The 8,917-nt window shown below is 71.8% G+C and carries 2 protein-coding genes and 1 pseudogene; 2 read left to right on the plus strand and 1 reads right to left on the minus strand.

Translation table 11 applies throughout. From position 1 onward, the window contains the following. Positions 1-365 precede the first annotated feature (365 nt). Positions 366-1,460: pseudogene (locus tag ACZ4WV_RS35195) on the minus strand (cobalamin-dependent protein); the annotation flags it as partial. 824 nt (positions 1,461-2,284) lie between these two features. On the opposite strand from ACZ4WV_RS35195, the gene ACZ4WV_RS35200 reads away from it, so the two are divergent. Together ACZ4WV_RS35200 and ACZ4WV_RS35205 are read left to right on the plus strand one after the other, a co-directional pair. Then, positions 2,285-2,743 (plus strand): hypothetical protein, encoded by a 459-nt coding sequence (locus tag ACZ4WV_RS35200; RefSeq protein ID WP_465753145.1) that lies wholly within the window; start codon positions 2,285-2,287, stop codon positions 2,741-2,743. A 967-nt stretch (positions 2,744-3,710) separates the two neighbouring features. Then, positions 3,711-8,917: acyltransferase domain-containing protein (locus ACZ4WV_RS35205; RefSeq protein WP_465753147.1), on the plus strand; the 5,207-nt coding region annotated here is incomplete at its 3' end.

Raw genomic sequence — 8,917 nt, forward strand, 5'->3', positions numbered from 1 at the left:
GCCCCGACCGGAGCCGCCCGGGCTTCGGCCTGGAGGTCAGGTGGGCGGACGCGGAGCGCTACCGCGTCCACGGACCCTGAGACCCCTGAACGGCGAGCGCTCAGCCCCGGGCGGTCCCGCGGCCGCCGCGACGCAGTGCCGCGGCTGCGGCGGCGGCAGCCAGCGCAAGTGGCACAGCGGTGCGGCGGGCCCGGACAGCGAGTGGTGGAGTCGGCCGGGCGGTCAGGTTGCGCCCTCAACGACAGCGCACCGACGCTGCCCTCCTGCTGTCCCCGGTCCGCGGGGCGGTGCCGGCCGCGGACCCGCGTACCACGGCCACTGTGCGGGCGGTGCGCGAGCACCTCGGAGACGATGGCTGCGTCTACCGCCTGGTCGGCGATCTGCCGCTGCGGGTTGTAGACGCCGTTGAACTTGAACAGCATCCGCGCGAAGTTGGTCTGTCCGATCAGGGGGTTGCCTCCGAGGATGCGGGCCGCGCCCAGCGCGGTGCGCACGCCCAGGTGCTTGCGGTTCATGACGGCCTGGGAGCGGACGAGTTCGCGGTAGAACTCCTCCAGCGGCATCGCGGTGGGCACGGCGGCGTGCTGGATGTCGAAGAGCCGGTAGTCGAGGGTGGTCAGGCGCCGGGCCTCGGTGTGCCAGATCTCCGTGCGGGGGTAGGGGGGTCATGACCGTGAGGTGGACGATCTCGCGTATCGACAGCGCGAACTCGCGCACTGTGCGGAACCGGTCGGCGTCCCAGCCGGGGTCGACGATAAGGCTGATCGCCACCTTGATACCCAGACTCCGGGCGACGAGTGCGCGGAAGTTCTCGTCCGGGTCGATGCGCTTGCTGTACAGCTCCAGTCCCTCCGCATCGAGGGCCTCCATGCCGAGGAACATGTACCGCAGGCCGAGCCGGGCCCAGCATTCGGAGACCTCCCGGTTGGGCAGCACGACATCGGAGCGCGTCTCCAGGTAGTACTGCTTGCGGGTGCGGCGGCGGCCGCCTCGGGGGTGGCTTTGCGGTAGCTGCGGCCGTAGAACGTCCACGCGGGGCAGAACGAGGAGTCCCAGGGGCAGCCGCGGGTGAACTCGATGGAGGCACAGGGCTCGAGTTCACCGATGAAGTACCGGCGGCGGTGTGAGGTGAGGTCCCGCGCCGGGCGAGGGTCGTCAAGGCCGTGCATCATCCGGGGCATCGGCCCGCGTCCCTCGCGGGTGACGATGCCCGGCACATCCGCCAGTTTGCCGTCGCGTACGACCTCCAGAAGCGGCTGCATCGCCGGCTCTCCCTCGCCCCGGGCCACCGCGCCCGCGGCCTGCGCGAGGACGCGCTCGGCGACGAAGGAGATGCTGTGGCCGCCGAAGAACACGAAACAATCCGGCAGCACCTGCTTCACCCGGTGCGCGATGTCGATCGCCTCGGGGATGTTGGCCAGGTAGTTCAGCGACACACCCACGGACCGGGGAGCGAACGACCATCGTCTTCCCTGTCAAGTCAGCGTGTTGACTCATCTGATCATCGCTCGAAGCAGCGGACGGGACCGGCCATCGCCCGGCACCGCACACGTCCGTTGCTTGGGCCGGGATCGCTCGTTGAGCCGATTACCTGCTGACCGCAGGACGGCGGTGCATGGGTTTCACTCCCCCGGACCCGTGCGCCGCCGAGAAGGCCCTGCCTCCCGACGTTTCGGTGGAGTGACTAGTAGCTCTCTGTAATTAGAGTGACGCCAGTCAGGCTCAGCCCCTGGAGGATGGCGAAGTCGGTGTGGAGATGCGGTTCGGCCCGCGATGCCCTCGATTGGCACACCATCGAGCGGGATAATGCCGAGCAGGCCCGGTAGATCGTCGGCGACGCCCAAGCTGGCGGCGACCGTAAAGAGCCGCGGCCGCCAGCAGTTCCCAAGGGGAGGTTTCCGGCCATCGCAGGCGGCCTGTTCGTGGTCGTTTCTTCGTCGTCTCTGTGATGTGTTTACGTGTCTGGTTTCACATCCGTACCACGCCTCCGACTTCTGTTTGTACACGGGCGCCCCACGCGGTTCGCCTTTCCGGCGAGTTGTTTCCGGTCTCTTGCGTTGCAGTCGGGGAGGGTCCGCATGGATTTCCCCGGCCAGCAGGCCAAGCCGGGCTGAGAATGCGGGGGTTGGTCTGTCGGCGTAAGCGCAGGCGAGCGTCGGCGGTATGAGCTATTTACATACTAATCAGCCGTCCATTATGGGCTTGTTATTCACGTTGTTTTATGTCGGGCGGCTATGCAGACTTGAATTACCAGTCCGCTCCATTCGGGAAGCGAGGGAAAGATATGGGCCAGAAGCAGATCGCCAAGTTCAAGCTGAAGGTGGACGGTAAGCGGGTCCTCCCGGGCGGTAAGCAGAAGTATGAGGCGTCCGCGGCGGGTGAAGGGCGTCTCGCCGGGATCCCGGTGCACGCCATCTTCACGCACACCTCGCAGGTGCTGCCGGACGGTTCGGAGGTCGCCAGCTTCAACGGCTTCCTGCGGACGAAGGAGGGGTGCGACGTCGCCTTCCTGGAGGGGGTCGGCGGCTTCCACTGCGAGGGGCGCGAGCGGCCGGGTGCCGTCCAGCACTGGAAGGGGGCGGGCGTCATCATCAGCCAGTCGCCGAAGTTCAAGGAGCTGAACGGAAGGGCCGTGTGGGCCGAGGTCCGTTTCGAGGTCGACGGCTCCTCGGTGCACCGGTGGTTCGCGCTGGACCTGACCGACGAGCGCCGCGACGACGATGACGAGGACGACGACTTCTAGTCCTCGCCGCCAGCGTTGCGTGCGGCGCCGGTGAGCCCCGGCCCGCGGGTGGTTTTCCGCGGGCCGGGCCGGGGCAGCCGTGTTCCTTGGCCGGCTCGGTCGGGATTGTCCGTGGTGGCCTTCGGCTGCGGCGGGCGGTTGCGGGGCTGTCGGCGGATGGTCCTTCGTGTCCGCAGGCCGTGGCCGGTGCGGTGCGGTCGTGCCTCGGGGGGCGCCGGCGGGTCTGTGGGTGCGGGGGTGCGGCGCCGCCCGTGGGCGCCTGGCGGCGTCCGGGGGCGGCGGCCTGGCGTGTGCTGTGGCCTGCCGGGTGCGGTCGCTGTCGATCCGGTTCGGGCTGGGTGGGGATCGTTCGTGGTGGGGCGCCTGGCGGTGTTGTGCTCGGCGATGTGCATCCGGTCGGTGGACCGCCTGCTGTGGGAAGTGGGGCGGACGCCGCGGTCGCGGTGTCCAGGGCCGCGAAGCCGAAATCGACGCTGTCCGGCGGCTTTCCCTGCGCCCACCGTCCGGGTGGTAATCGGTCGGCGGATGACGAGTGCATCGGGTGGATCCGAGGTCATGCCGCCGCCGGCGTGGGTGGATCCGCGGGGTGAAGGAGGCCCTTCGCCGGGTGGTGTCGGGTTTTCCGGTGCCGTGGCCGATGATTTTTTCTGCGTGTGTACCCGTCCATGAGCGGGCGGATTTTCATGAACATGGTCCCGCTGTGGACCATGGATACGGCACGCGGCCGGCTGGCCATGTCTCGCTTCCTGGTTTTTCTTTGCCGTCTTCCGTTTCTCGGGTCCGGTTGTGCGAGCGATCGTTGCCGATGGGGCACGCGAACGGAAAAGGGGGCGCGCCGTCTTCTCTCTGTGCGCCCGGCGCGTATCCGGGGGAATTCTCTTTGGAATGAGAGGTGGTGGTTGTGGTGTCGGTTTCCTTCGATGGTCCGGTCGCGGTGGTGGGGGCGGCGTGTCGTTTTCCGGGTGGGGTGGATTCGCTGGCGGCCTTGTGGCGGTTGCTGGAGCAGGGGCGGGATGTGGTGGGTGAGGTTCCGCCCGAGCGGTGGACGCGCGCCGATCTGGTGGAGCTGCCGGAGAAGACGGCGGCGCGGCTGGCACACGGCGGGTTCCTGGACGGGGACGTGTACGCGTTCGATCCGGCGTTCTTCGGCATGAACGAGCGTGAGGCGCTGTTCTCCGATCCGCAGCACCGGTTGTTGTGGGAGGTGGTGTGGGAGGCGCTGGAGCACGCCGGGGTGCCGCCGCGGGGGCTGGCCGGCAGGCGGCTGGGGCAGTACTACGGCTCCTGGTCGAAGGAGTACCTGCTGCGTGTCCAGCGCGGGGTGGCCGACACGGACCCCTATGTCGTCTTCACCGCTCTCGCCAGTGAGATGGCGGGCCGGGTGGGGTTCTTGCTGGACACGCGCGGGCCGGGCATGCCGGTGGAGGGGGCGTGTGCGTCGTCGCTGATGGCCGTGCACGCAGCCTGCCAGGGCCTGCGGGCGGGGGAGACGGACGTGGCGCTGGCGGGCGGCGTGAACCTGGTCCTGTCCCCGGAGGGGTCGGTGCCCTACGCGGTCCTGGAGGCGGGGTCGCCGACGGGGCGGTGCCGGCCGTTCGACGCCGCCGCGGACGGCTTCGTGCGCTCCGAGGGCTGTGGGGTGGTGGTTCTGAAGCGGTTTGCGGACGCGCTGGCGGCAGGGGACCGGGTGCTGGCGGTGCTGCGCGGGTCAGCGGTGAACGTCAACGGCCGGGGGGCGCGGCTGACCGCCACGAACGAGGTCGCGCAGGTGGAGGTGTACCGGGCGGCGCTGGAACAGGCCGGGGTGGACCCGGCGGATGTGGGGATGGTGGAGGCGCACGGCACGGGCACCCAGGTGGGGGATCCGGTGGAGTTCTCCTCGCTCGCGCAGGTGTACGGGCGGGGGCGGGGGCGGTGTGCGCTGGGGTCGGTGAAGTCCAACATCGGCCACTGCGAGAGCGCCTCGGGGATGGCCGGGCTGCTGAAGGCGATTGCCGCGCTGCGGCACGGCGCGGTGCCGGCCACGCTGCACTTCACGCGGTGGAACCCGCAGATCGACCCGGCCGGATCCCGGTTGTTCCTGCCGACAGAACTGACCGCGTGGCCGGTTGCGGGCGAGGCGCGGCTGGCGGCGGTGTCCGGTTTCGGTGTCACCGGCAGCAACGGGCATCTGATCGTGGAGGCGCCGCCCGACCGGCTCCCGTCTGGGAGCCGGCGTCGTGCGCCCGCCACCGCGGTGGCGGCGGGGAAGTGTGAGGATGTGCCGCGGGTGTTCGTGCTGTCCGGCGGCACGCTGGGCGCGGTGCGGAGCGGCGCCGGGCGCCTGGCGGACTGGCTGGAGGGGGAGGGCGCCGGGGCGGCGCTGGAGGATGTGGCGCACACGCTGGCGGTGCGCCGCTCGCACGCCGACTACCGGGCGGCCGTGGTCGCGGGCCACCGCGTGGAGCTGGTGGAGCGGCTGCGGGCCCTGCACCGGGGTGAGGACCGCGAGGAGGTGGTGCACGGGGCGGTGGTGCCGGGCGCGGCGGCCCTGGGGCCGGTGTGGGTGTTCGGCGGGCATGGTTCGCAGTGGGCCGGGATGTGCCGGGGCCTGCTGGGCACCGATGCGGTGTTCACCGCGGTCATCGACGAGTTGGAGCCGTTGATCCGGGCGGAGTCGGGGTTCTCGGTGCGCGGCGTCCTGCGGGCGCCGCGGGAGGCGGTGCGGATGGACCGCGTCCAGCCGGCGTTGTTCGCCGTCCAGTTGGGGCTGGCGGCGATGTGGCGTTCGTGGGGGGTGGAGCCTGCGGCGGTCATCGGCCAGTCCATGGGCGAGGTCGCCGCGGCCGTGGTCGTGGGGGCGTTGAGTGTTGAGGACGGGGTGCGGGTGATCTGCCGGCGTTCGCGTCTGATCCAGACCGTCGCGGGCACGGGTCTGATGGCGTCCGTGGCCCTGGGGTGCGAGGAGGTGGAGCGGCTCCTGGCCGAGGAAGGGGCGCGGGATGTGTCGGTGGCGTCGATCACCGCTCCGCAGCTGACTGTGGTCGGTGGTGGCGCCGACACTGTCCGTGCCCTGGTGGCGCGATGGCAGGCGCGGCAGATCCCGGTGCGCTTGATGAAGGTGGATACGGCCGGGCATAGCGCGTGCATGGACCCGCTGCGGGATCCACTGGCCGAGGCGCTGGCCGGTATCCGTCCGGCCCCCGCCCGCCTGCCGCACTACACCACCGTCCTTCAGGACCCCCGCGAGGCGGCTGCCTTCGACAGCGCCTACTGGTTCACCGCCCAGCGCCAGCCGATCCGGCTGATGGCCGCGCTGCGCGCGGCCTACGAGGACGGGTACCGGCTGTTCGTCGAACTGGGTGCGCACCCGGTGCTCATCAGCGCCGTCCACGCCAGTACCGGCGGGCCGGTGGCCGCCGTTGCCTCGTTGCTGCGCGGGCGCCCCGAGCGGCGCTCGTTCCTTACCCAGCTGGGCGCCTTGCACGTGGCCGGCGGGGCGGTGGACTTCGGCCGGCACTACGGGGACGGGCAGCTGGTGGATGTGCCGCCCACCACGTGGGAGCGCCGGCACCTGGCCGTCGATGCGCCCTCCCGCGCCAGCGATGCGGTGGCCGGCCATCCGCTGCTGGGCGTCCAGATGAGCGACCCGCGCAGCGAGGGCCGGCACCTGTGGCAGGGCACTGTCGATCCGGGCCGCCTGCCGTGGCTGGCCGACCACACCTTCCAAGGGGCCCCCGTGCTACCGGGCACCGGGTATGCGGAGATGTGCGTGCGAGCCGCCGCCGACCTGTTCGCCACCTCACCCCGGCAGGTGGTGGTGTCCGATCTGCGGATCCACGCCGCCCTTGCGGTGGCCGGCCCGGTGCAGGTGGCCGCCGAGGCCACCACGACGGGACCGGGCCGGGCGGGCTGGGCCCTGTTCAGCGGGAACGCGGCCGACGGACGCACCCGCCACGCCACCGCCCGCCTGCACCAGGCCACCGCCGACCCCGAAGGCGCACCGGATGCCGGGGGCGAGGACCGGGTGGACCTTCCGGCCCTGCTCGCGGCACACGACCAGCCCCTGGACACCGGCGACTTCTACACCTTCTTCGGCAGCATGCTGGGGGCCTCTTACGGGCCGGCGTTTCGCGCTCTGCGCGCCCTGCACGCCGGCGGCGGCCTGGGGCCGGTGAGTGTGCTGGCGCGGTTCGAACTGCCCGATGAGGCCAGGGCCGGATCCCAGGTGCTGACCTTGCACCCGGTGGTGCTGGACAGCGCCGGCCAGGCCGCTGTCGCGGCGTGGCGGCGGGCCGCGGAGGTCGTCGGCGGCGCCGTCGTGGCCAACGGGATCGGCAAGCTGCGCCTGCACGGTGATCTGCCGGCCGCTGGCTGGCATCACGTGGTCGTGGAGGAGGCCGGCCCCCGCTGCGTGCGCGCGAGCGTGCGGATCCTGTCCGACGACGGAACGGTGGCGGCCGTCCTGGAAGGTGTCGAGGTGGCGAGCGTGCCCACGCACAGCCCGCAGGAGCTGTTCCAGTCCCGGCTGCTGGACGTGTGCTGGAGCGAGACCGAACTCCCTGGCCCCGCCGCTCCTGCCGGTGAGGCGGCCGGCGACGTCCTGCTGTTCAGCGCCCACGGCCCGCACCCGGCGGCCGGCGAACTCCTCGACGCCCTGGCCGGTGCCGGCTGCCGTGCCACCATCCACCCGCTGCCCCCCACCGAGAGTCAGACGCGCACGGCGCTGGAGCGGGCCCTGCGCACGGTGGGCGGGCCCCGCACGGCGGTGGTGTTCCTGCCCACCCCCGGACAGGCCGCGGACGGGGAACGGGTGGTGGCGCTCGCGCAGGACAACACCACCAGGCTGCTACACCTGGCCCGCGCCCTGGCCGGCCTGGACACCGGCGGCCGGGTGCGGCTGTGGGCCCTGACCCGCCACGCCGAAACCGTGCACGCCACCGACGTGCCCGACCTGGCCCAGGCCGGGCTGCGCGGCGCCCTGCGCACCCTCGGCTACGAACACCCCGCCCTGACGGCGACCCTGCTCGACACCGACGAACACACCACACCGACGCAGATCGGCCGGGAGCTGCTGGCCTGCCCCGACATCCACGACCACGTCGCATACCGGGGCGGCCGGCGCTTCACCGCTGCCCTGACCCCACGTCCCCTGACCGCCGAGGAGCGGCGCCGCCGCGCGGTCGACCACGCCCACGACCGCACCGACCTGCGGGCGCGGGCCGTCGGCGACCTGGACTCCCTCGAACTGCTCGCCGCGCCCCGCATCCCGCCGGGCCCCGGGCAGGTCGAGATCCGCGTCCGCGCCACCAGCGTCAACTTCATCAACGTCCTGATCGCCGCGGGCGTCTACCAGAGGTTCCGCCTGGAGGACCAGGACGCGTTGAGGACCGCCTTCGACTGCGCCGGGCAGGTCAGCGCCGTCGGGGACGGCGTCACGCATCTGCGCCCCGGCGACCGGGTCACCGCTGTGGTGATCGAATTGTCCCTCTCCTCCTCCTCCTCCTTCGTGTGCGTGGACGCCGACTGGCGGGTGATGCCGGTGCCCGACGGCATGAGCCTTAAGGACGCGGCCGCCCTGCCCTGCGCCTACCTCACCGCCTGGCACGGCCTGCGGACCCTGGCCGGGCTGCGCGCGGGGGAGCGGGTGCTGATCCACAGCGCCAGTGGTGGCACGGGGCTGGCGGCCGTCAATATCGCCCGGCTGTGCGGCGCGGAGGTCTTCGCCACCGCCGGAACCGAGGCCAAACGCGCCTGGCTGCGTGAGCGGGGCATCGAGCACGTGATGGACTCGCGCACTCTCGCCTTCGCCGACCACATCCGCCGGGCCACCGACGGCCGCGGCGTCGACGTCGTCCTGAACTCGCTGACCGGGCCCGGCCAGGCCGCGAGCCTTAACCTGCTGGCGCCCGGCGGCAGGTTCATCGAGATCGGCAAGAAGGACATCTTCGCGGGCACCCGGATCAGCCTGCTGCCGCTGGCCCGCAACGCCTCCTTCCACACCGTCGACCTCACCCGCCCCGACAGCCCCACCTGGGCCGAGACCGGAGCGCAGCTCACCCGGGCACTGGGTCAGGGCCTGATCCCGGCCCTGCCGACCACCACCTACCCGGTGACCGAGGCCGCGGCGGCCTTCCGCACCATGGCCCAGGCCCGCCACATGGGCAAACTCGTCCTGACCTGGCCCACCACCGG

Source organism: Kitasatospora sp. NPDC029312 (assembly GCF_055569215.1).